The sequence below is a fragment of the Kineosporia sp. NBRC 101731 genome, from assembly GCF_030269305.1.
GTDB lineage: Bacteria > Actinomycetota > Actinomycetes > Actinomycetales > Kineosporiaceae > Kineosporia.
Genome location: NZ_BSTC01000011.1, coordinates 111,389 through 131,099, shown reverse-complemented (window position 1 = coordinate 131,099; position 19,711 = coordinate 111,389). Strand labels below are relative to the sequence as shown.

Sequence of the window (19,711 nt, the reverse complement as noted above, 5' to 3'; positions counted from 1 at the left end):
TGGGTTGATTGCGTGGCTACCAGACGACCGACCCTTGCTCGACGTTCATGCTGCGCGCTCGATCGGCTCGCCGCTGATGCACTCGACGAGCGCTGAGACGAGCACCTCGGCCACCGGTGGGGTGACCGCGTTGCCCAGCTGTTTGACCTTGTCGCGCTTGGAGCCGAGGACGATGTAGCCCGGGACGAACGCCATACCGGCGTGGATCTCGTGGGGTTCGAGCATTCGGAAGAGACAGTCTTCGACCGCGGGCAGGCCCTGGCCGGTCAGCACGCCGTCGCCCTGGACCGTGGTCTGAGTCGGCATCGGCATCTGGTGGTGGTTGCGGAGCGCACCGCTGTCGTAGCCGTACATCGCGGCCCACGCCTGCATGGTCACGAGCCCGTGATGGTTCCCGGACGCCGTGATCGTGGCCAGGGACTCGCTGATGGGCCGGTGATCGGAGCCGCCACCGCGCAGCTCGGTGATGAACGGTGGGATGAGGAGGCCTGTCTCGTTCCGGGTCGTCATTGTCCGCAGGTGCTCGGCCACGGCGCCCGCCTGCTTACCGTCGCGCCCCTCGACCGGCACGAGAAGCGGTGGAACCAGGACCCCTTCCGTCTCCCGGGTGGTGCGCGCCCGCATCGGCTGGGAGAGCGGCTGTCCTGTGTCGTTCCATGTGCCGCCTGCGGGCATGAGCATCGGGGGAACGGCCAGCGCCTTGGATGCCGACGTGTGCAGCGTCTTCAGCGGCTCGTCCATCGGCCAGGTCCGGACGCCCGGGCGGCGCTCGAACGTGTTGCCTGCGGCCTCCAGGCTGATCGGCCGGGCGTACTTCTCGATCCCGGCCCGGATCCGTGCGAGCGTCTTGTCCGCCAGCGGCTTGGCCCGGTCGCCGATCCGCGTCCCGGGCAGCGTCCAGTCGATGGCCGCAGCGGCCGGGACGAAGACGGGCTCGACGATCTGTCCACGGCAGGAGACGGTTGGGCACCGGTAGACGTACTGCTGCCGGTACCGGCCCATGTCGGTGCCCGGCTTCTTCCAGGACTGCACGGCCGCGACGTCACGGTCGCAGGTCGGACAGTGCGCGGACGGGCGGAGCCACCGGTCCCAGTCGGGATCGCGACCGATCTTGGTGTGCCAGTAGGCCAGGTACAGGCGGTCGCGGGACTGCGGGGCCCGGGGTGCCCTGGTCGACTCGGCGTGCATGCTGTTCAGCGCGATCAGGCGGGTCCGGTAGCCGATTTTTTCGATCCGGGACCGCCAGGCGTGCCAGTGCTCCCACTTCCGAATGTCCGTCACGTTCTCCACGACGCCGGCCAGCACGGGCTGCTGCCGGAGGTCCATGCCTTCGAGGTAGCGGATGACGTCCTGCATGAGCGCCCGGGACCGCATGACGTCGTCTTCGATCTCCGTGTCACCGAAGAGACCCGGCTGCTTGCTGCCGTCGTAGTCGACCTTCTTTCCCTTGGCCACGGACCAATTCGTGCACTCCGGCGAGGCCCAGAAGATCTCCGCGTACGGGTGCCCGGCCACGTCGAGGTCCTTGATGTCGCCTCTGAAGTGCTCGACGTCCGGGAAGTTTGCCGAGTGCGTGGCGATGGCTTGCTCGTTGTGGTTGGCGGCGAGGACGGGTTCGACCCCGGGGACAGTGTGTGCGCCCTGGGTGGCCCCACCAGCACCGCAGAACCAGTCGTTTAGTCGAAGCATCAGATTGTTCCCCTGTTCGTGGTCTGTCGGCCGGCGCTCACCGGATCACCTGGCAGTGCACCTTGATGGGTTTCGTTCCTCCGAGCCGCTTGTGGATTTCGGCGATCCCGGGGCCGGTGATGACGAGGTGGTCGGCGTCCTGGTCGAGGTATGTCCATGCGGCTCTGGTGATTTCACGGTCGACGTGGGCGCCGCGGATCCAGCCGTGTTGGCGGAACGCGGCGTGGAGGTCGCGGACGGTCACGTACAGGCCGGAGGCGTTGAGGATGCAGGCGGCCTGCTCGATGGTCCACGTGCCGTGCATGTTGCGCACGGATGGGGTGCCGTCGAGGACGCGGGTCACAGGGCGTCCTCTCGCCGTACCGCGATCGCCAGCGCGGCACGAAGCCACCCGACCATGAATTCCCGCTTCACCGACACCTGCGGCACCCACCACGTGGGCGGGCCCGTCATGAGGGACGCGTAGATGGCGTACGGGCCGACCTTGATGCGGCGGTGGGTGTTCTCCTGCCCCGGCGCCATGTTCACCTTGGCCATCACGGAGGCCATTGCCTCCACGATGTCCTGTTCGGTCCACGGCATGCCCTCGTCGCGGCGGAACGTCGTCGTCAGGATTCCGTCACCATTGGGCATGCGAATCAGAAGTGTTCGCCCGTCGTCACTGATCTCGTACGGCATCAGCTTCGTCATGCCGTCGCCTCCACCATGTAGACCAGGCCGGCGTCACGTGGGTGCACCTGGACGGGCTTCTCGTCGCCGTCCAGCAGGACCAGCAGGTGACTGCCGAATGTGCCGACCAACGAGCCATTCCGGCCATCGAACGCGACCTCGCCGCCGTGAAAGGCATCCACGCCGTAGTTGTTCCGGATCCACCGGTAGCCCTCTTCGCGGCGGTCCTCGACGCAAGCCATGCACGCTCGCCAAACAGTCCAGCTCGCGAACCCGAGCTCCCCGCCCGGCGGGAGCGTCTCGTACTGGTAGCGGACGCCCTTCCGGATGCCATTGCACACGTCCCGGCGCATGTCGCAGGAGAACGTTCTACGGGCGGTGCGGGTGGCCTTCATACCGCCACCGCCGCGTACTCGTCGTGGAGCTGCCCGTCCAGCAGTCGGCCCGCTGCCTTCTTCCCGACGCGGCGCATGACGCGGGCGTCCAGTTCGACGACGCACGGATCGACGTTCGGAGTAACCGTCCCAGCGTTGTCGATCCACACGTCCCGGGGAGTCGTCTCTTCCCGAACGCTCAGCGGCCCCATCGCAAGCGGTCGGTACTCACCCCACTGCTTGAAGGCGAAGGGGACGCCGTACTCGTCGCACTGATCTCGCAGCGAGCGGGCCCAGTTGGGGTTCATCGGCCGCGCGGCCGGGCCTGACTCGCCGCCGACGATTACGCCATCCAGGCCGCCGTCAAGGGTCAGCCAGTGCCCGTAAGACAGCTCGCCGCCGAACCCGTCGGCGGAACAGTCGGTGCACCACTGCTGACCGTTCTGGTCGGCGTGAATTTCATCCCGGCCATGGGTGTCACACCGCGGCAGATCGAGATCGATTGGCCCCAGAAGTGGCTCAGCGCTGATCCAGCGAACCGCGGCCGGCGTGGCCAGCAGGGCAGGGATACGGATGTCCGCCCAGTGCTGGTCCTCGACCGAGACGCCGAGATGCAGGTTCCGCAGCGGCCACCGCTTCTGCAACGGCTCGCCCCAGTCCCGGTCGGCGTGCATTCGACGCACCTCGGCCTGAACGTCCGCCTGCAATGCCGGGTCCGACAGGATTGACCGCATGCGGGCGTGGCGTTTCGTCAGCACCAGGAACGTGTGCTGGGGCGCCATGGCCATCACGGCCAGCACCTTGACGATGAAGTCTTGGGGCACGTCCTTGTGGAACAGGTCGGCCTGCGAGTTCACGAAGATGCGCTGCGGCTTGCGCCACTCGATTGGGTCGTTCAAGCGTTCAGGGATCGTGCGGATGTTCCCCGTCCAGTCCAGGCGCCCATCCCGGCGCTCGGTCAAATCAACGTACAGCGGGCCGACCTTCGGGCTCGGGTTGTGCGCGAGGCGGTGGACCGTGCGGATGGCATAACAGCCATCACATCCCGGCGAAACCCGGTCGCAGCCAAGAACGGGAGACCAGGACTTCGTGGCCCATTCGATCTTCGTGTTCGTCGACATCAGAGAGCACCGCTTTCCAGTTCGAGGGCGGTCTGGCCAGCCGCGAGTCGCTGGTGGATTTCAAGGCGTCCGCGGGCGGTCACGCGAACCTGAGGAGAAGCGGCAGTCCGCTCGCCCGTCTTGGGGTGCTCGTAGCTCTGTTCCTTGACGGAGAGCCAGCCGCATTCGATGTACCGCTGGTAGGGGCGACGGTCGGCGCCGATCCACTTCCACTCGCGCAGCCGGGCGAAGAGGCGATGCTCGCCAACATCGAGACCATGGTCGCGCTTGAGGATCTGCGCCGTGTCCCGCACCGACAGATCGCCCTCGACGAGGATTACCCGGTCGACGTATGCAGCCTTCGGTTCGAGCTTGGCGACCTTCTGCTCCGACGCCGCTAGGGCGTCCTCGACCTCGATGACCATCTGAGCCAGCTCCCGGCGGCTGGGCAGGACGGGAGACTGACGCTGGCCCGGGATCGAGTACGCACCGTGCACCCGAAGGACGGGGATCACCTCATGTGTGATCCAGCGCTTGAACGCCTTCGCCTCTGGCTTGCGGCTGCGGAGAACCAGAGACCACATGCCGGGCTCGTTGATGATGCGAACCTGCTGGCTGCCGCCAGGGGTATCGGCAGTGGCGAGACCCTTTTCGTCCCCATCAAGGCTCGCTACGGCGTCGCTGATGTTCTTGATTTCGAGCTCGCGGCAGACGTCCGCCGCCCAGAACCACGGCTTCCCGTCGGAGCCGTTGAAGGCATGCACTTCCCTGCCATTGAAGACGAACGGCGACGTCTTGGCTTCGGCGAGGGTCATCGTGCCGACACCCACTTCCGGACGCCGGAGGGCATCTTCACCCAGCGGCCGGTGGGGGCCGGGTCTTCGTTGGCGTCGGCCTGTGCGTCTTCGGCACGTTCGATGAGCCGCTGCTGGGCCATGGTGCGGATCGTGGCAGGATCAAACTCGGCCGCGTCGCGGTGGTCTTCGCGGATGATGCGTGCCATGTCGGTCTCGCCGGAGCGGCGGAGTGCCTCGTAGACGGCGGGCAAGCTCATGCCGAGCAGTGTCGGCACGTCTGCGGGCTTGTCGCCACGGGCGATGTGGGCGAGTGTTTCGTGGACGGCCCAGTCGCGGGACCTGTTGCAGGTGCCACTGTATCGGCGTTTGTTGACGCGCGGTGGAGTGGCCGTAGCGTTAAGCACGGCAACACCCCCTTCCTGTGTAAGGGGTCCGAGGGCCAGCGTGTCCAGCGCTGGCCTTCAGCTTTATCCGGACGCAGAAGCGCGCCCTCGTGACGGATCGTATCCCACTTTCGCGGTTTCAGATACCGACACAAGGGCGCGCCTCAACCTTCCTACTCGCTGGCCGGGCCCTCCCGCAGATCAGCGAGAAGCTCCGGCAGATCCTCGACCGCAACCAGCACCGGGAACTTCTCGTCCGCCTCCGGGCCCACGATGTTCTCCTGCTCCAGCTCGATCAGGAGATCCGCGGCCTTCACGAACCCGACCCGGAGCTTCCGCTGCAACATCGCCTTCGTGCAGTACTGCTCGGTGACCACCAGCTCGGCCGCAGCGATCAGGAGCTCCAGACCAGCGGCCTCGACCGCGTCCGTCTGGCCGGCCAGCACCTCGACCTCGGCGACGTCGGGCTCCGGGTCACGTGGGGCCGGCACGATCGGCGGGAGCTCGCCCGTACCGATGTCCACGGCCCCAAGCCACTGATCCCACGCCCGGTCGTTCGCCTCCAACTCGGCCAGCGCCAACTCGGCCAGCGGCACCGGCATCAGCGCGCCGCGGAACGACTCCCCGCATGCCATCGCCAAAGCCCCGGCCTTCTCGCCTGTCGGACGGATCGTCAGGACGTTCTCGTACACCTTCGTGGCCGCGTCGAACCGCTTGAGCATCTTCCCGTTGGTGTGCATCGCGCTACTGGTCGCCGTCCCGGCCAGGCCCTGAATCCGACCCATCATGTCGACCAGATTCGGGAACCCGTCGGCGTTCTCGATCCGCGGCCACGACACCGACTTGCCCGGGATCATGCCCGCGACATCGGTCACCACGATGAACCGGTCCGACACCCTGATCTCCAGGAAGTCATCGGCGATGTCGTCTGACGACTTGCCCGCCTTGAACATCGCCAGCATCTCGCCGACCTGCACCCGGGACAGGTCGAAGAACTCGCCGTCATCGTCGTACTCGTTCTCCCACACGGACACACACGCCATGCCCAGCGTGAACCGGTCCGTGGCCGAGAGGAACAGATTCCCCGACCGCACGTAGGCCCGCATCCGGCACAGCTCCGGGAGCAGGTCATCCAGCGACTGGTGCTCCTTCACCGACGTCAGGCCCGCCCGCAGGTCGCGCGCCGACACCTTCAGGATCATCCGGGCCGGCCCCGTGTCCACCGGTGTACCCAGCGCGGACGTGTCGTCCGGAACGATCTCATCCTCAGTCGTTGTCACTTCGTCTTCTCCCCTTGTGGTTTCGTCGTCAAATGCCAGACGCCTGTACCGCAGACGCTGCACTCATAGATGGCCGTGTACGGCCTCGTTGGATCCGCCCAGCCACGCTCCCGGCGATCGCGGTACCGGGCCAGGACTCGGCCAGCTTCCGCCTCGTCCATGCACCGCTTCGAGCAAACCAACCAACTGGTCCGGCGCGGCGGGGGAACACGGCGGCGAGGATGCCGGCGGGGCACGTTAAGGAGCGATTTGGTCAGGGAACGGAATCCACTTCCCGTCCTTGCCCTGCAAGGCGACACCAGACCGCGACCGATGTCCTCCACGGTGGTCGTTCCACGATCGGATCAACGCCCCCACCTGAGCGGGCCCCGGCTTGCTGGTGTACGTGCCGGGATCCAGGGCGTTCAACCACGTGATGGCCTTGCTGACGATCGGCCGCTTCGGGTTCAGCCACTCATCGAAGAACTCCTCCACCGCCTCCGCGGTCACTGCAGGAAGCTCGCTCTGCCGGACGATGATTGCCGCCGCAGAATGCAGCGACGCCGCCGAGAACGCCGTCCGCTTGACCGCCTTCGGCCCCGCCAGACCGATAGCCCACAGGATCAGTTTCTCCTCGGCCTTCTGGGCTTCCATCGTTGCGAGCTTCGCCGGGAAGGCGCCACCGCTCCTGTTGCCCATGCTCGCCTGCAGGGCGCCCTCGTCGAACGCCCGAAGGTTGCGCGCCACAGGTGCCTGCTTTCCGGGGACAGGCACGCCGTTCAGGCCCATCTGCTGGGCCGCGGTCCTGTTCTTGCCGTTGTCCAGATGGTTCTGGTCATCTGGATCGTGGCCGCGGCTCACAATGAACTCTTGCCCCAAGCCCGCAGCAATGACCGCGTGCAGCCGATGCTGACCGTCGATCAAGGCGCCGTTCCAGTCAATATGCAGAGTGCTGCAGCGGGAACGCCAACGGCCGGCCTTCATGTCGCCCGCATACTGCTTCACCTTGTCATGCCCCAGCAGGCGGTTCTTCTTCTGTGTGGCAAGCAGTGCGGTAGCCCTCGCCGGATCGATGACCTCTACCGAAACGTCATTGCTCTTGCCCATCTCAGCTCCTTGTTTCATCGACACTGATGTGTCGCCCCCGCGCCCGGAGATCGGCCGGGCGCGAGAGCCACACGTCAGAGCCCTGCGGGATGCAGCAGCCGCGCCGCCAGGGCCAGCGCCCCTGGCGTCCACTCGACCGCCGACGCCCGCAGCAGCGCGACCTGGTCCTTGCCCACAGGGCGGACCCAGCCACACCCGCACCCGCCACACGGCCACATCAGAATCAGGCCATGCTCGTCCGAGGTCACCCGGCACACCGCAGCCGGGAGCTCAGCGGCCAGCCAGCACGACTCCGACGCGCACACCACCCGCACCACACACCGGGGCGCGGTCACGAGGGATCTAGCGGCTCGAACACCATCCGCATCGACAACGGCCCCTTACCCGGCTCGCGCCGGCAGTCCGGGCCCAGCACGTGCTTGTCGTTGTCGTCCGGGAGGACCCCAGCATCAACCACGCCGTCGAGAAGTGCTTTCGCCGTTGGGTAGAGGTTCGCAACGTCGCGCCGGTGCAACGTCGGAAACGTGAACCACACCGTGATCGCCGCACGCTCCATCAGCGGCAACCCGCCACGATTCCGGGCCGAAGAGGCCATCAACTTGGCCACGCCCCGCCAGTGCTTCGTCTTGCGATGACGCACCCGCCAGTGGGTGCGGTCGTTCGCGTTGATGAACAGCTTCACGTCAGCGACCGGGAAGACCAGCTCGAACCTGGTCTCGACATGGGTCATGCCGGGACCGTCGCTTCCCGCTCGACACGGCGGACGACCACCCACAGCATCGGCCAGTCCACCGTCGACAGCCGCTCATCCACGTCACCGATCAACGCACGATCCAGCAACAGCGCCGCCTCGTCGAGATTGCCCGCAGCGCTGTTGCTGACCGTCTCGTCGACCAGCCACGGGTCATCGCGGAGCATCTCCGCGGCACGACGGAACCGGGGGCCGCCCGGCTCGCGGATCACTTCGGCTCCGGAACGACGTCGCCAGGCGCTCGGGCCACAATCAGGTCCAACTCGGCCGCCGGGTCCTCGCACGCCATGACCTCAGCCAGCTCCAACAGCAGCTTGTCGGCCTCCGCGTACGTCATGTCCGTCGAAGACGCCACCTCACGCCCGATGACAGCCGCCGTAACGCGAGCCTTGCGTTCCCGCGCAGTGACCTTCAGCGCCTTCCAGATCTCACCCAGCGCTGCCACCTGCTCCTGGTCGATCATCTCGACCGAACCGCTGACGTCCGCCCGAGCTTGCGGCTCGCCACTCTCGATGGCTGTCGCCTCGACCTCCGGCGCACGCTGGTCCGGGATCGCCTCCAGCGCCCGCCCGGCAACCTTCGCCCGGCCGGGACGCGCCTCCGTGACCTGGTAGACGCCGTCCTCCAGCTCCTCCGCGCAGTACGGGATACCGAGGATTGCGTCAGCCGCGATGAGCCGCGCACACTCCGACGTCGCACGCGCCACCAGCATCGCGCCCGGCTGCTTCTTCCAGTTGTCCTTCGACAAGAGCTGGAGACCACGGGCCCGGTCCAGATCCCACGTCGACGTCTGCCACTCGTCCTGGCCCACCCGCCGGCCGCGGACGACGGCCCGGACGCCCGTCTGCTCGACGACCTCGATCGTGTGGCCACGGGACTGCACGATGGCCCGCAACGTGATCGCGCGAGGCGCAGCCTGGCCCTGGATGACATCGAATGCCTTCAGTGCAGCCATCGGCGAGAGACCGACCTCCGAACCAGCGAGGATCGCGGCAGTCGCCTCGAACGGCTTCCGCTGGTACGCGGCCGGGCAGAACGTGGTCTCACAGATCTTCTGCGCGACCTTGTAGACCGCGTCGGCGGCCTGCGTCCACTGGATCAGGCCGTCCAGGTTCCCACTGGCTTCGGGAACCTCGGGCATGGTGTAAGTCTCGACAGTCACAGGTCGTCCCCCTCGTAGCGTGCCCACCGCGGCGGGCTGATGGTCTGAATCTCTTCGGTGTAACCGGGCCAGATCCCCGACTCCCGGCAGTTGGCCCACCGCTCCATGCCCGCCCGGTTGCGGCGCTCTCCCCGGTCCAGGAACGCGTCATCGAGCTCGACCACGGCCACGAAGTGCGGCGCCTCGGTCTCGACGAAAACGAACAGGAACGGCGGGTTGTCATCGTGCCCGGTGGAGCGGATCGCCGCCCGATACCAGTCGTCCTGCTGGTCATACCCGTAGCTGTAAACAGCTTTCGCGATCGCCTCAGGTGACGCATCGTTCGTCGTCTTCAGGTCCGCGGGGATGTCACCAAACCAGTCGAGCATCGCCCGACGCGTGATCCCGTGCTCCTCGTCATCCCAGAAGATCGACTGCTCAGCCAGGCCATTCCCGTCCTTGAACAGCCCCAGTTCACGGACCCGCTTGTGGGAGAGGACCGCTCGGGCCATGGCCTTCGCCTTCAGCAGATCCTTCGTCAAGATTGGCGTCTTGCCCTCGGCGCGTGCCGCATCCCGCTCGGCCTGCGCCGCTTTGGTCTGCCATGACGACGCCTCGACCTCGACCACTTCGGCGCCCTTGCCGAGCACGTGCAGGTGGGTAACGGTGCCCAGGTCGTATGCGTCCTTGAACTGCGGGTGCTTGCGCTCCCACTGCACGCGCCGCGGCCCGCCCGGCTTGAGAATGCGCCTCGCTGTCGACGACGACATCGAGCCGTTTGGTGTCGGGTCTGACAGGTACACCCTCTCCGGTAGGTCATACATGCCGGGCTCGGTGATGACCGTCGGGTGGCCGGCGCCCAGTTCCGCGACGCTCACGACAACGTCCGGTAGCGCTCGGGTGTGACGCGCTGGGTTTCATCGACAGCGCCCAGCTCATCCAGGATCTCCCGGACATGCTGCAAGGTCTGCGGGCGGCGTTCGGCCAGCAGCTCGAACAGTTCCGGGACCTGCTGGAATGCCACATAGGACTCGTTGAAAATCCGGGCCCGAGTAACCATCCTCCCACCGAGCTCGAACTCCTCGATCGGGAACTCCCACGCACAGCCACCGCCGCGCGCCGAAGCCGAGACCATGATCTCGGGGTACTTCCTCGCGGCACCCGTTCGCCTCAGTGTCTCGGCGTACCAGGCCTCATCGCAGATCAGGTAGCCGAGGAACGTGTCATCGGGAAGGTTCACAGTTCAACTCCAATCGGTTCCCAGATTTGCGCTACGGTCCGGGCGCGCTTGACGAGGAAGGCGCGGATCTCTGGCTCCTGGTCGCGGGTCACGTCGATGTGCGCGGACATGCAGATGGCCTTGCGCTGCAAGATGAAGAACAGGTTGATTCGCTCCGACGGGATCTCTTCGCCATCCTCATAATCGGTCGGGTCAGGGGTGAACCAGTCCCACCGGTAGATCAGGTTCAGGTCCTCGTCCGACGAGCCGAGTTCGCTCATGAACTCAGCCCAGGACGCCCATCGGTGCGCGTGATCGCGCTTGTAGTAGTTGCCTTCGCATGCGTAGTACGGGTGGTCGTAATCCCAGAGGTGCAGACGGTCCGCGCTCATCGCTCCTCACCCGCCAGCAGCTTCACGAAGTCCAGCACCTGATCGACGTTTACAGGCTCGCGATCCAGAATCTCGTACCACTGGCCCGACTGGTCGAGCCCGATGACCCTGTTGAACTCCTGGCCCGACGGGTACCTGATGGTGGCTAGCACGGCCTTGCCGGGAGTGGTGGGGAGGGCCTTGATGGGTCGGGTTGCCGACGCTTCCTGCAACACCAGCCACCCACCCGCCGCGTCGGCTGCCAGCAGTCCGTCACTCCAGTGCCCTTCGTCGGTGCGATCACTCCTGAACACGAACGACGCCGAGACCACATCCCCATCACGCATCTCACTCAGCGGCACCTCGCGGGCCTCCGCCGTCGATGGCCGGGCGATCGAAACCTTGCGATCCGTGACATGGATTTCCTGCCTGCTGTGATCCACGTCGTCCACCCAGAACCCCGGCAGTCCGCTGTGCTTACCGACGCTGGCCACGGTCCCGGTGATGGTGACTTTGTCGCCCTGCTTCACGTCGTCGTGGATGGGTGGGCCATCCTCGGCGACCGTTGCGTCAGGAATGCCACCCGTCGGAACCTCCTGCGACTTCGGCTGTGGGGCATGGGATTCGGTGGGCTGGTCGGGCAGGGAGACGAGGGTGAGGGGTCCGTACCCCTTTGCGCTGGACCAGCCAGTCAGGGTCGAGCCCGCACTCACCCAAGTGGCCCTGTGCGTCCACAGGTCCCCGTCGCGATCCTTGACCGCCGAACCCACGGGTGGCTCGCCCATCTCGGGGGTGACCACCTCGCCGACGACGAAGGTGGGCCGGGCCTCGGAATCGGAAACGTAGATGACATCCACGCCATTCGTGGTAGCCATGGCCAGGAGGTCGGCCCACGAATAGCGGTTCATGTCAGACAGGTCGAACCAGCTACCGTCGGTGCCGCGCCGGAAGTAGCCGTGGCCGACGCGAACCGTGGTCCCGATCGGAGGCTCCTCAGTGACCCCCTCGCCGACCTGCCAGACGGGAGCGACCTCATCCGCCCAGCAGGGGCCACCGTCGGTGGTCCCGGCAAACTGATCACCGAGATCCACCGTCGGACCGTCGTGCTCGGGGTTGTCCATGAGCTTGCCGACCAGACCGACATGAGCCGCGGTCGTGCATCCGACTACGCGCACGGTGTCGCCGATCTTGAGGTCGAACGACTTAGCAGCGGCGGCAGCCGCGCCCGTCTCCTGATCGACCCATGGGCCGTAACCGATGGAGATGTCGCGGTGGACGATGCGCGTCCCTTCCGGAAAAACGAGCTCCTGCGGGCGGTCCCAGTTCTTCGCCTCCAGACCACGGCCATCGCGAGTCCAGTTCTGGTCACCGTCTATGCGGTACTCGCCAGATGGCAGCAAGTGCGCCCACTGGCGAGCCTGCGTCGGGTCGTCGGGGTAGCTGCGATCCGAACCAGACTCGACCAGGGCTGTGATGTTCAGGCCGTGCCGGTAGTCGTTGCTCACGCCGCACTCCCGACCCGCTGCGCCGGCACGACCGGGGTGGGCGCGTACAGCACCTCGACGACGGCGACGATCTCCGAATCGCGGACCCAGCCACGGAAGTCGTCGACCTCCGCCGGGATAATCCACATGTTCTGCGCCTCGCCCGCGATCTTCACCATGACCACGACGTCCTCGCGGGACTTGCACCCGCGCTCCGTCGCGACCTGGGCGCGGATCATCGTCTCCGGCGGCATCGGCGCCGGATCCAAGACCGGCACGGCGCTCTCGACCTGTGTCAGACTCACTGTGATCTCCTCATCTGGGCATGGCGGTGCCCTGGTAATGGGTTGGTGGGCGGCGGCCCCGACGCGATCAGCAGCCGGGCGCCGCCGCCAGCTCTTAGGCGGCCTTCGAGGCCGCGGTGATGTCCCGCAGGTGGACGATCTGCTCGCCCGTGAATCCGGCCGCTTCCAGGAGCCCGTACACGGGAGCCTTTGCGGCCCGGCCGTCGCCGACCAGAGGGAACGGGAGCATTCCCCGGCGTCGCAGGAAGTACGTGGTGCTCGGGTCGCGGCGGAAGAACGCCCCCGCCTGAGCGAGCGGCAACGAGATGTCCCCGTCCAGAAGGTCCCGCAACGCGATCCCTGGGGCGTCGCCGATCAGGTCGAGCACTCGGGCGTCCGGCCCGAAGTGGTCGATGAGGTCGATGGTGAGGGCCTGGTGGCAGCGCTCCCCTACCGACAGGAGCCGGAACGGGAGTCGCTGGGCTCGCTTGGCGCGGAACGCCGCGGACCGGTCGAGTCCGTGCGCTCGGGCAGCGGTCAGGAACGGGACGGTCAGGGGCAGCGGCAGGAGCACCGATAGGTCAGTCGCCCTGCTCACTGGGTCCCCCGTCCGGCCAGGATGGAGCCTCGCCCGGTTGGGTCAATTTCCCGGGGCCCGACAGGCATTGTACGACGCGCCTGTGGGATTAGATCCAACCCTTTGGACGTGCGGGAAACGCTCTCGAAGAAGCGATCGAACTCCAGACGCGGACTGATTGCAGCGAGGATCGCTTCCGCGACGAACGCTTTGACGCGGGCTTCGCCGCGGATGACCTTATTGATCTGGACGGCAGTCAGCGGGACGACCTCAGCCAGTCCATCGACCGTCAGACCGACGGCATCCAGGCGGTATCCCAGCTCAACCCCGCGGCGCAGGATCACCCACTGGATACGTTCGGCCATGCTCTGCCCCCATGCCACCCGTAGTACGCCTTGCGCACCCTTGCTTCTGATACTTCAAGAGTAGGACCTAATCCTACTCTGGTCAATCTGCGACGCGCCTTTCCCGCGACTACCTGCCCGGATGGACGGGGATCTCGTCCGACGTTCACGATCGGTTCGTAACTCAACTTTTGTAGGCTGGCCCCCAGCCGTGTTTGCCATAAGCGATGAATGACCGGAGCATCCACCTATGCCCACCAAGCCCGATATGCCGCGCCGACACGAGGTGCTCCGCGACGCAGCCGCCCGCATCACCGACGAAAAACCCGGCCCCTGGCTCGCCAAAGCCGCAGGCGTCGACAAGACCACCGCCTACCGCATGCTCGACCCCGACGAGCAATTCACCGACATCCCCCGCACCAAGAACGTCAAGGCCGTCGCCGCGTCACTGCGCCTGCCCGAGTGGGACGTCCTCGCACTCTTCGCCCGCGAGGTCGGCATCAAAGACACCGCCAGCGCCAGCACCTTCACGGCAGGCCTCGACGCACGCGCCCACACCCTCACCGGATCCAAAAGGCGCGCCGCCCACATGGTCATCTCCCTCCTCTGCGATCAGCAGGAAGAAGAGACCCGCCTACGCGCCCTCCTCGCCGAGCACGGCATCGACCCCGACGCCTGAGCGCTCATGCCACGCGCCTGGTCCGAAGCCAAAAAGGACTGCTCCCGCCACCCGAAGAAGGACAAGCGGGGGCGCTGGTGCTCCTGCCCCGTCGGATGGCGCTACCGCATGGGGCTACCCGACCCGGCAACCGGTCTCCTGGGCAAACCACAGTGGTCAGAGACCTTCCCCACGCGCGAGCTCGCAGACCAGGACCAGCGCGACAAGCGCACCGCCATCAGCGATGGCACGTACGCCCACGACCGCGGGCTAACCCTGGCCCAGTTCCTCGAGCAGTGGATCGCCGGCCTGCGCGCCACGGCCTTCGACCCCGGCGACCCCGAGCGCGTTGAAGGCCTGCGACCCAACACCGTCAACGGCTACGAGAACCAGCTCGCCATCCACGTCATCCCCTACATCGGGCACGTGCGTCTCGGACAGCTTCGACCCCACCACATCCAGCAGGTCGCCAAAGCGCTGTCCACGTACACGTACCAGTCGAGCCCCGCGAAGCCCCCCAAGCGACTGGCGGCGGTCACACGCAAAACGATCATCGGTATCCTGCACACGGCACTCGGCCACGCCGTCGACGGCAACCTCATCACTCAGAACTGGGTCGACCGGTCCAAGCCCATCCAGGTCGTCACCCGCCCGCCCGTCGACGTCGGCCGGGAAATCTCCGGGACGTTCCTTGAGCGGATCGCCGGCGACCGCCTCGAGGCCATGTGGTGGTCGTACGTGCTGTGGCCCACGCGGCGCTCCGAGATCCTGGGCCTGCGATGGGACGACCGCGACCCCTCCGGCCAGCAGTTCAGCGTGCGCCGCGCCCTGGTACGGGAGCCCGGATCATGGGCGTGCCCCTTCTGCGGCAGCGCCCATCAGGGAATCTACTTCGGCCCACCCAAGTCTCAGGCGGGCCGGCGCATCCTGCCGATCATCGGGTCCATGGGTGCCCGCCTGGACGCACACCACGCCCAGCAGTCCCTCGAGCGTGACCGGTACGGGCCCGACTACGCCGACCATGGTCTGGTGTTTTGTCAGGTCGACGGGCGGCCACTTCAGCCGGGCAACATCTCGCGGACCTTCTCCCGCATCATGCAAGATGTGATCGTGCCCGGGACCAGCAGGACAGCGACGCTGAAGCATTTGCGGTCCTCTGCCGTCACGGCCCTGCACGAGGCAGGGTCGGACCTTGAGGTGATCACCGCGGTCGCAGGTCACACGCCCGACGGCGCGGTCACGAAGAAGCACTATCTGACCGTGCGGGCCGAGCGTGCACGCCCGGTGCTCGAGGCGATCGCGGCCCAGCTTGAGACCGGCCGCGGCACCAAGACGACCGCCGATGTGCGTAGTGACCGGCAAAGTGACCAGCGCCGCCCGGAGAACGCCCCAGATCTTGTCCTGGATCTGGAAGCGCCTGTAGCAGAACAGCTATCTGACGCCAGCACTCACCCCAGCCGAGACTGAGCCTACTCCGGCAAACTAGGCTCAGCCCCGACGCAACCACCAGCCCCTGCAGGAGAAGCGCATGAGCCCTACGCAGCCGTCGTACCAGGTCACCGACCCCGCTACCGGTGAGGTGCTGAAGACTTTCCCCTTCGCGACGGACGCCGAGATCGAGTCGGCGATCGCCGGAGCCCACACGGCCTTCACCGCCTGGCGGGGCCGCTCGCTCGAAGAGCGCGCCGCCGTGGTGAAGCGCGTGGCCGAGCTGTTCGGCGAGCGCGCCGACGAGCTGGCGAAGCTGTCGCAGCAGGAGATGGGCAAGGCCTACGACGAGGGCAAGGAGGAGTCGGAGTTCAGCCAGGCGATCTTCGACTACTACGCCACCGAGGGTCCGCGGCTGGGTGCCGACCAGACGATCCCGACCAGCAGCGACACCGGTGGCACGGCCGTGGTCGAGCGTCGCCCGGTGGGCCCGGTGCTGGGCATCATGCCGTGGAACTTCCCGACCTACCAGATCGCCCGGTTCGCGGCGCCCAACCTGGTGCTGGGCAACACGGTGATCCTCAAGCACGCCGAGAGCGTGCCGCAGGTGGCGCTGGCCGTCGAGCAGATCATGAAGGACGCGGGTGTCCCCGAGGGTGCGTACGTCAACGTCTTCGCCACGCACGAGCAGATCGAGACGATCATCGCCGACCGGCGCGTGCAGGGCGTGTCGCTGACCGGTTCGGAGCGGGCCGGCGCCGTGGTGGCGCAGCTGGCGGGCAAGTACCTGAAGAAGTGCGTGCTGGAGCTGGGTGGCTCCGACCCGATGGTGGTGCTGGACACCGACGACGTGGCGAAGCTGGCCGCCACGGCGTGGGACTTCCGGGTCTACAACAACGGGCAGGTCTGCAACTCGAACAAGCGCATGATCGTGATGGACTCGGTGTACGACGAGTTCGTCGCACAGCTGACCGAGAAGGCGAAGGCGATCGACGCGTCCACCCACGCCCCGATGTCCTCGCGGCGGGCCGCGGAGTCGATCGACGAGCAGGTGCAGGAGGCTGTCGGCCAGGGCGCGACCCTGCACGCCGGTGGGGTGCTGGGTGAGGGCCCGGCGGCCCACTACTCCCCCGCCGTGCTCACGGGCGTGACGCCGAAGATGCGGGCCTACAGCGAGGAGCTGTTCGGGCCGGTCGCGGTGGTCTACAAGGTCAGCAGTGAGGACGAGGCGGTCGAGCTGGCGAACGCCACCCGTTTCGGTCTGGGTGGTTCGGTCTTCAGTGTCGACACCGAGCGCGCCAAGCGCATCGCCCGTCGTCTGGACGTCGGCATGACCAACGTCAACACCCCGGCCGGCGAGGCCGCGGAGCTGCCCTTCGGCGGCACCAAGAGCTCGGGCTTCGGCCGGGAGCTGGGCCCACTGGGCTTCGACGAGTTCTGCAACAAGCGGCTGTACTACATCGCCGACTGACGCGTAGGGCGGGAGGGACGCTCAGCGCCCCTCCCGCATTCCATCCCGCACGAACCGGGGGTCGGGGGGAAGAAGTAGCGAGAGAGACCGCACCAGAGCCGGTTCCAGCTCGGTCTCGGGGTTCTCGACCCAGTACTCGTGCGCGGTGAGCATGGCCGCGACCAGGGCCTGCCCGACCGCCAGCGGGAAGAAGCCGGCCTCGTCGAGCCCCGTCTGCCGGGCCGCGAAAGCCCTTCCCTGGCTGCGCCATTCCTGGAAGGCGCCCCAGATCTGGGCCTGCACGGCCGGGGTACTGAACACCAGTTGCGCCCGGTGCAGGGCCCATTCGCGCTGCGCGGGCGAGGTGATGCGATGTGTGGTCAGCGCGGCCTGGATGATCACCTGGTCGTAGGGCAGGGCCGGGTCGGCGTGGGCCAGGAGTTTGGCGAACTGCTCGTTCTCACCCGGGGTCTCCACCCACAGCACATCCGACTTCGTCGAGAAGTACCGGAAGAAGGTGCGCCGGCTCACCCCGGCCGCGACCGCGATGTCCTCGACGGTCACGTTCTCGAAGCCACGTTCCAGAAACAGCCGCTGCGCCGTGTCGGCCAGCTCCCGCACGCTGGTCGTGGCCGGGCGGCCACCTGGAGGTCGCGTCATGGAAGTCATGGTGCGGCCGACGGCGCCTCACAACAAACCGTGACATGAAATGGTGCATCACGGGGTGGACAGGTGCAAACCGCCTTCGTTAAGTTACGTCACACTGTGCCATAACTTCTCTCCCCCACCATCGAAGGAGCCTCATGGGCCGCGTCGAAGGCAAGGTCGCGTTCATCACCGGAGCTGCTCGCGGGCAGGGCCGTAGCCACGCGATCAAGCTGGCCGAGGAGGGTGCCGACATCATCGCCGTCGACATCGTCGACCAGGTCGAGTCCGCCCCGTACGCCACGGCCACGGCCGAGGACCTGGCCGAGACGGTCAAGGCCGTCGAGGCCCTGGACCGCCGCATCATCGCCCGCACGGCCGACATCCGTGACCTGGCCGCGCTGACCGCCGTCGCCCAGGAGGGTGTCGCGGAGTTCGGCCGTCTCGACATCGTCCTGGCCAACGCCGGTATCTCGAGCATGGCCCCGCTGCTGGACCTCACCGAGGACCAGTGGAACGAAATGATCGACATCAACCTGTCCGGCGCCTGGAAGACCCTCAAGGCGACCGTTCCCCACATCATCAACGGTGGACGGGGTGGCTCGGTGGTCATCACCAGCTCGCTGGCCGCGATGGTCGCCAACGGCAACAACGGCCACTACTCGGCCGCCAAGGCCGGTCTGGTCTCGCTGATGAAGACCGCCGCGAAGGAGTGGGCACCCCACAACATCCGGGTCAACACCATCCACCCCACCACGGTGCAGACCCCGATGATCCTGAACGATGCCACCTACGCGCTGTTCCGCCCCGACCTGGAGAAGCCGGGCTACGACGACTTTATCGTCGCCGCCAACACGCTCAACGCCCTCCCGGTGCCGGTGACCGAACCGATCGACATCACCAACGCGGTCATGTACCTGGTGACCGACGACGGCCGTTACGTCACCGGCACGACGCACGTCGTCGACGCCGGCGGCGCCCTGTAGTTCCGGGTGCAGACGGCGCCGGTCCTCCCGGCGCCGTCTACTGGCCCTTCAAGGCCTCCAGCGCCACGGGCAGTGCCGGGTTCTGACTGTCCCGAGCCCAGAGAAGATGCAGTTCAACCGGTTTCGGCGTCGGGGTGGCAAACGGCAGAAAGCTCACCCCGTCCACCCGGATCAACTCGGTGCTGTGCGGCACCAGGGCAACGCCTCTTCCCCCCTGGACCAGCCAGACCATGGTGAGGATCTGACTGACCGAGTGCACGACGTTGTCGTGCCGCACCGGCATCAGCCCCACCACCAGGTCGTAGAAGTACCGGGCCTTCGCGTCCGAGTGCATGATCAGCGGCTCGGCGACCAGATCGTCCGGCTGCACCGCACGATCCAGTTGCGTCAGCGGGTGGGTGTCGGGAACGGCGACCACCAGCGCCTCGCGCATCAGTAACCGGTGCCCGAACAGTGCCGCGTCGAACGGCGGACGCGCCAGCCCCAGATCGATCTCGTGGGTCTGTACCGCCTCCACCTGGTCGCGGCTGACCATCTCGAACAGCTCCAGCTCCAGATCGGGCAGCCGGGCGGAGAGATGGTTGAGCAGCCGCGGCAGCACCCCGTAGCCCGCGCCGGCGGTGAAGCCCACCCGTAACGTGCCGGCCGAACCCTCCGAGATGCGCCGCGCCTGCTGCGGCGCGCTCTCCGCGAGCGCCAGCAGCCGCCGGGCCTCCCCGTAGAACGCGGTCCCGGCCGGCGTCAGCCGCACGCCGCGGCTGTCCCGGTCGAACAGCCGCACACCCACCTCCCGTTCCAGTTTCTGCACCAGGCGGGACAACGGGGGCTGGGTCATCGACAGCCGGGTGGCCGCCCGGCCGAAGTGCAGTTCCTCGGCCACGGCGACGAAACCGCGTAGCTGCTCGAACGAGAACATGGCGCCGGACGGTACGCGAGATCCCGGCCCATCGATACCCGTACGGCATGATGGAGCGGTCGGCGGTTACGCCGTGGGT

General features: G+C 66.9%; 25 protein-coding genes. 4 read left to right on the top strand and 21 right to left on the bottom strand.

Going from position 1 to position 19,711, the window contains the following annotated elements:
* Positions 1-45: 45 nt before the first annotated feature.
* The 19 genes from QSK05_RS26385 to QSK05_RS26295 all read right to left on the bottom strand — a co-directional run bounded on the left by QSK05_RS26385 (position 46) and on the right by QSK05_RS26295 (position 13,570).
* On the bottom strand, positions 46-1,689 hold the full coding sequence (locus QSK05_RS26385; RefSeq protein WP_285600029.1) for a DNA cytosine methyltransferase: 1,644 nt from the start codon (positions 1,687-1,689) through the stop codon (positions 46-48).
* A gap of 37 nt (positions 1,690-1,726) precedes the next feature.
* A complete protein-coding gene (locus QSK05_RS26380; protein ID WP_285600028.1) occupies positions 1,727-2,032 on the bottom strand; it encodes a hypothetical protein in 306 nt (101 codons plus the stop codon).
* Complete coding sequence (locus QSK05_RS26375) at positions 2,029-2,379, bottom strand: hypothetical protein (RefSeq protein ID WP_285600027.1); 351 nt, start codon at positions 2,377-2,379, stop codon at positions 2,029-2,031. Before QSK05_RS26375 ends, QSK05_RS26380 begins: the two co-directional genes overlap by 4 nt.
* Complete coding sequence (locus tag QSK05_RS26370) at positions 2,376-2,753, bottom strand: hypothetical protein (protein WP_285600026.1); 378 nt, start codon at positions 2,751-2,753, stop codon at positions 2,376-2,378. Before QSK05_RS26370 ends, QSK05_RS26375 begins: the two co-directional genes overlap by 4 nt.
* Entirely contained in the window at positions 2,750-3,853 is a 1,104-nt protein-coding gene (locus QSK05_RS26365; RefSeq protein ID WP_285600025.1) for a phage Gp37/Gp68 family protein, read from the bottom strand. Before QSK05_RS26365 ends, QSK05_RS26370 begins: the two co-directional genes overlap by 4 nt.
* The gene (locus QSK05_RS26360) at positions 3,853-4,647 is read right to left on the bottom strand and encodes a phage antirepressor KilAC domain-containing protein (protein ID WP_285600024.1); all 795 of its coding nucleotides are present in this window, start codon (positions 4,645-4,647) and stop codon (positions 3,853-3,855) included. The genes QSK05_RS26365 and QSK05_RS26360 overlap by 1 nt, the downstream gene beginning before the upstream one ends.
* Entirely contained in the window at positions 4,644-4,886 is a 243-nt protein-coding gene (locus tag QSK05_RS26355) for a hypothetical protein (RefSeq protein ID WP_285600023.1), read from the bottom strand. Before QSK05_RS26355 ends, QSK05_RS26360 begins: the two co-directional genes overlap by 4 nt.
* Positions 4,887-5,185: 299 nt before the next feature.
* The gene (locus tag QSK05_RS26350; protein WP_285600022.1) at positions 5,186-6,292 is read right to left on the bottom strand and encodes a DNA translocase FtsK; all 1,107 of its coding nucleotides are present in this window, start codon (positions 6,290-6,292) and stop codon (positions 5,186-5,188) included.
* 237 nt (positions 6,293-6,529) lie between these two features.
* Positions 6,530-7,378, bottom strand: a complete 849-nt coding sequence (locus QSK05_RS26345; RefSeq protein WP_285600021.1) for a hypothetical protein — start codon at positions 7,376-7,378, stop codon at positions 6,530-6,532.
* Between the two features lie 331 nt (positions 7,379-7,709).
* Positions 7,710-8,108: a RusA family crossover junction endodeoxyribonuclease gene (locus tag QSK05_RS26340; protein WP_285600020.1), complete on the bottom strand. Its 399-nt coding sequence runs from the start codon at positions 8,106-8,108 to the stop codon at positions 7,710-7,712.
* The gene (locus tag QSK05_RS26335) at positions 8,105-8,341 is read right to left on the bottom strand and encodes a hypothetical protein (protein WP_285600019.1); all 237 of its coding nucleotides are present in this window, start codon (positions 8,339-8,341) and stop codon (positions 8,105-8,107) included. Before QSK05_RS26335 ends, QSK05_RS26340 begins: the two co-directional genes overlap by 4 nt.
* A complete protein-coding gene (locus QSK05_RS26330; protein ID WP_285600018.1) occupies positions 8,338-9,291 on the bottom strand; it encodes a hypothetical protein in 954 nt (317 codons plus the stop codon). Before QSK05_RS26330 ends, QSK05_RS26335 begins: the two co-directional genes overlap by 4 nt.
* On the bottom strand, positions 9,288-10,148 hold the full coding sequence (locus QSK05_RS26325) for a PD-(D/E)XK nuclease-like domain-containing protein (protein ID WP_285600017.1): 861 nt from the start codon (positions 10,146-10,148) through the stop codon (positions 9,288-9,290). The genes QSK05_RS26330 and QSK05_RS26325 overlap by 4 nt, the downstream gene beginning before the upstream one ends.
* Positions 10,145-10,510 carry a hypothetical protein gene (locus QSK05_RS26320; protein WP_285600016.1) on the bottom strand — a complete coding sequence of 122 codons (366 nt, stop codon included), beginning with the start codon at positions 10,508-10,510 and terminating at the stop codon, positions 10,145-10,147. Before QSK05_RS26320 ends, QSK05_RS26325 begins: the two co-directional genes overlap by 4 nt.
* Positions 10,507-10,881, bottom strand: coding sequence for a hypothetical protein (locus QSK05_RS26315; RefSeq protein WP_285600015.1), 375 nt, complete (start codon positions 10,879-10,881; stop codon positions 10,507-10,509). Before QSK05_RS26315 ends, QSK05_RS26320 begins: the two co-directional genes overlap by 4 nt.
* On the bottom strand, positions 10,878-12,365 hold the full coding sequence (locus QSK05_RS26310; RefSeq protein ID WP_285600014.1) for a hypothetical protein: 1,488 nt from the start codon (positions 12,363-12,365) through the stop codon (positions 10,878-10,880). Before QSK05_RS26310 ends, QSK05_RS26315 begins: the two co-directional genes overlap by 4 nt.
* The gene (locus QSK05_RS26305; protein ID WP_285600013.1) at positions 12,362-12,649 is read right to left on the bottom strand and encodes a hypothetical protein; all 288 of its coding nucleotides are present in this window, start codon (positions 12,647-12,649) and stop codon (positions 12,362-12,364) included. The genes QSK05_RS26310 and QSK05_RS26305 overlap by 4 nt, the downstream gene beginning before the upstream one ends.
* Before the next feature lie 94 nt (positions 12,650-12,743).
* Positions 12,744-13,226, bottom strand: coding sequence for a hypothetical protein (locus QSK05_RS26300; protein WP_285600012.1), 483 nt, complete (start codon positions 13,224-13,226; stop codon positions 12,744-12,746).
* Positions 13,223-13,570 (bottom strand): hypothetical protein, encoded by a 348-nt coding sequence (locus tag QSK05_RS26295; RefSeq protein WP_285600011.1) that lies wholly within the window; start codon positions 13,568-13,570, stop codon positions 13,223-13,225. Before QSK05_RS26295 ends, QSK05_RS26300 begins: the two co-directional genes overlap by 4 nt.
* Positions 13,571-13,799: 229 nt before the next feature.
* On the opposite strand from QSK05_RS26295, the gene QSK05_RS26290 reads away from it, so the two are divergent.
* From QSK05_RS26290 to QSK05_RS26280, 3 genes are all read left to right on the top strand, one after another.
* Complete coding sequence (locus tag QSK05_RS26290; protein ID WP_285600010.1) at positions 13,800-14,228, top strand: hypothetical protein; 429 nt, start codon at positions 13,800-13,802, stop codon at positions 14,226-14,228.
* Between the two features lie 6 nt (positions 14,229-14,234).
* Complete coding sequence (locus tag QSK05_RS26285; protein WP_285600009.1) at positions 14,235-15,674, top strand: tyrosine-type recombinase/integrase; 1,440 nt, start codon at positions 14,235-14,237, stop codon at positions 15,672-15,674.
* A 61-nt stretch (positions 15,675-15,735) separates the two neighbouring features.
* Positions 15,736-17,106 (top strand): NAD-dependent succinate-semialdehyde dehydrogenase, encoded by a 1,371-nt coding sequence (locus QSK05_RS26280; RefSeq protein WP_285600008.1) that lies wholly within the window; start codon positions 15,736-15,738, stop codon positions 17,104-17,106.
* Positions 17,107-17,127: 21 nt separating this feature from the next.
* Here QSK05_RS26280 and QSK05_RS26275 read toward each other — a convergent pair whose 3' ends face one another.
* Positions 17,128-17,745 (bottom strand): acyl-CoA-like ligand-binding transcription factor, encoded by a 618-nt coding sequence (locus tag QSK05_RS26275; protein ID WP_285600007.1) that lies wholly within the window; start codon positions 17,743-17,745, stop codon positions 17,128-17,130.
* Positions 17,746-17,888: 143 nt separating this feature from the next.
* On the opposite strand from QSK05_RS26275, the gene QSK05_RS26270 reads away from it, so the two are divergent.
* Entirely contained in the window at positions 17,889-18,716 is an 828-nt protein-coding gene (locus tag QSK05_RS26270; RefSeq protein WP_285600006.1) for a mycofactocin-coupled SDR family oxidoreductase, read from the top strand.
* A 37-nt stretch (positions 18,717-18,753) separates the two neighbouring features.
* On the opposite strand, the gene QSK05_RS26265 is transcribed toward QSK05_RS26270, so the two are convergent.
* Positions 18,754-19,632: a LysR family transcriptional regulator gene (locus QSK05_RS26265; protein ID WP_285600005.1), complete on the bottom strand. Its 879-nt coding sequence runs from the start codon at positions 19,630-19,632 to the stop codon at positions 18,754-18,756.
* Positions 19,633-19,711: the final 79 nt, after the last annotated feature.

Bases quoted from the DNA above. Each gene is read 5' to 3' on its own strand.
- QSK05_RS26355 (WP_285600023.1), bottom strand. From the start codon at position 4,886: ATGAGCTTGCCCGCCGTCTACGAGGCACTCCGCCGCTCCGGCGAGACC.
- QSK05_RS26280 (WP_285600008.1), top strand. From the start codon at position 15,736: ATGAGCCCTACGCAGCCGTCGTACCAGGTCACCGACCCCGCTACCGGT.
- QSK05_RS26370 (WP_285600026.1), bottom strand. From the start codon at position 2,753: ATGAAGGCCACCCGCACCGCCCGTAGAACGTTCTCCTGCGACATGCGC.
- QSK05_RS26275 (WP_285600007.1), bottom strand. From the start codon at position 17,745: ATGACGCGACCTCCAGGTGGCCGCCCGGCCACGACCAGCGTGCGGGAG.
- QSK05_RS26285 (WP_285600009.1), top strand. From the start codon at position 14,235: ATGCCACGCGCCTGGTCCGAAGCCAAAAAGGACTGCTCCCGCCACCCG.
- QSK05_RS26295 (WP_285600011.1), bottom strand. From the start codon at position 13,570: ATGGCCGAACGTATCCAGTGGGTGATCCTGCGCCGCGGGGTTGAGCTG.
- QSK05_RS26365 (WP_285600025.1), bottom strand. From the start codon at position 3,853: ATGTCGACGAACACGAAGATCGAATGGGCCACGAAGTCCTGGTCTCCC.
- QSK05_RS26375 (WP_285600027.1), bottom strand. From the start codon at position 2,379: ATGACGAAGCTGATGCCGTACGAGATCAGTGACGACGGGCGAACACTT.
- QSK05_RS26345 (WP_285600021.1), bottom strand. From the start codon at position 7,378: ATGGGCAAGAGCAATGACGTTTCGGTAGAGGTCATCGATCCGGCGAGG.
- QSK05_RS26270 (WP_285600006.1), top strand. From the start codon at position 17,889: ATGGGCCGCGTCGAAGGCAAGGTCGCGTTCATCACCGGAGCTGCTCGC.
- QSK05_RS26360 (WP_285600024.1), bottom strand. From the start codon at position 4,647: ATGACCCTCGCCGAAGCCAAGACGTCGCCGTTCGTCTTCAATGGCAGG.
- QSK05_RS26290 (WP_285600010.1), top strand. From the start codon at position 13,800: ATGCCCACCAAGCCCGATATGCCGCGCCGACACGAGGTGCTCCGCGAC.
- QSK05_RS26315 (WP_285600015.1), bottom strand. From the start codon at position 10,881: ATGAGCGCGGACCGTCTGCACCTCTGGGATTACGACCACCCGTACTAC.
- QSK05_RS26340 (WP_285600020.1), bottom strand. From the start codon at position 8,108: ATGACCCATGTCGAGACCAGGTTCGAGCTGGTCTTCCCGGTCGCTGAC.
- QSK05_RS26385 (WP_285600029.1), bottom strand. From the start codon at position 1,689: ATGCTTCGACTAAACGACTGGTTCTGCGGTGCTGGTGGGGCCACCCAG.
- QSK05_RS26265 (WP_285600005.1), bottom strand. From the start codon at position 19,632: ATGTTCTCGTTCGAGCAGCTACGCGGTTTCGTCGCCGTGGCCGAGGAA.